Origin of the sequence: Bartonella sp. AC329YNZD (assembly GCF_042196685.1) — a bacterium.
Lineage (GTDB): Bacteria > Pseudomonadota > Alphaproteobacteria > Rhizobiales > Rhizobiaceae > Bartonella.
Genome location: NZ_JBHIQS010000069.1, coordinates 1 through 1574 on the forward strand (window position 1 = coordinate 1; position 1574 = coordinate 1574).

At 34.4% G+C, this 1574-nt stretch carries 1 protein-coding gene; it reads left to right on the forward strand.

What is annotated here, in order from left to right; genetic code table 11:
* The coding region (locus ACFIMW_RS09225) for a YadA-like family protein (protein WP_375697395.1) at positions 1-747 on the forward strand (747 nt) is incomplete at its 5' end.
* Between the last annotated feature and the right edge of the window lie 827 nt (positions 748-1574).

Genomic DNA, 1574 nt, shown 5'->3' on the forward strand with positions numbered 1-1574 from the left:
AAAGATGCGGTTAATGGTGGACAACTTTGGGAAACCAATGAACGTATCACTGGTGTTGAAAAAGATGTTAAGCATATTTCAAATAGAATTGATAACATTTCCAATACCATTGCTGATATTGGTGATACAGTTCTCAATATTAATGGTAAAGTTGATAACATCAATAATAGAGTTGACAACATTGAAGAGGATGCGGTTCGTTATGATAGAGATGAAAACGGCAAAAAGACCAATAAAATCACATTAGCGGGTGGTGATGCCAGTGAACCTGTTCTGATTGATAATGTCGCTGATGGTAAAATTGAGAAAGGTTCGAAAGAGGCTGTAAATGGTGGACAACTCCATGATTATACTAAAGAACAGATGAAGATTATTCTTGATGAATCCAAGCAGTATACAGATCAACGGGTTAATAATATTGTGATTGATGCGATTGATAATACCGTTGATCGCGCTAAACAATATACAGATATGAAGTTTGACGTTTTAAACTACAGCATTGAGAATGTGAAAAAAGAGGCCAGACAAGCAGCGGCTATTGGGCTAGCGGTTTCTAACTTGCGCTACAATGATACACCTGGAAAATTAAGCGTTGGATTTGGTACTGGTTTATGGCGTAGTCAGTCTGCATTTGCCTTTGGTGCAGGTTACACCTCGGAAAATGGAAAATACCGTTCTAACATATCCGCAACAACTTCTGGAGATCAGTGGGGTGTAGGGGCGGGATTCAATATAACATTGAATTGATAATAAACAAAATATATAAAAATTTCTTTTCACCCCTGTCTCATGAGGCAGGGGTGGAATTTTTTTTTACGTATGTAAAGAAATATATAAATTGATTAAGTGATATAATGATAACTACAGGTCAAAAAACAGCAAAAGCTTACAAGATTTCAACAAAGCGAACTTCTTTTTCAAAATAAGATAATAAGCTTTTTCATATAATATACGTTCATTATTGTCTGCTTTAAGTTTTAAATCTAAAAGATCTATAGAGCTTTATAGATAGAAAAAATAAATATCCTTTCGCTTTCTCCCAAGCTGCAAATTTACTCAAAAATCTCTGATAAAGTAGAAGTATATCGTTAAATTTATTTCAATTTTATTGGAGTAGGTTATAAAAACAATATACTAAACTAACTCCGCCCTATGCACAGATTAGCTTTTCTATAGGAGCTACATGTCAGAAGATAGAAAGATTTGCTCTAATTTATCGATTACCAGTGCTGGCGAACAGTGGGGATATGCACAGGGTTTAGTGTAACGCTGAATTAGCAATAAAAAAACTCAAACCCAAAAGGTTTATCCTAGATAAGACGAAGCAAACAGATTTTAACCATCAACGCCGTTAAGTCTTTATTTCTGTTGATTTTAATGAGATGTTGGTGATTAAAGTATAAAGGGTGCAGATGATACAAAGGAGAGGTATAGATTGCATCCATAATTGAATATTACAAGATTTTTAGCGACACACTAAATTATGACGCTGTACAGTGCCCCTGCATTTCTTACAAGCATTCTGCTTTTATTGCAAAAATGACACACAAGAATCCATAATGACAAACTTTATT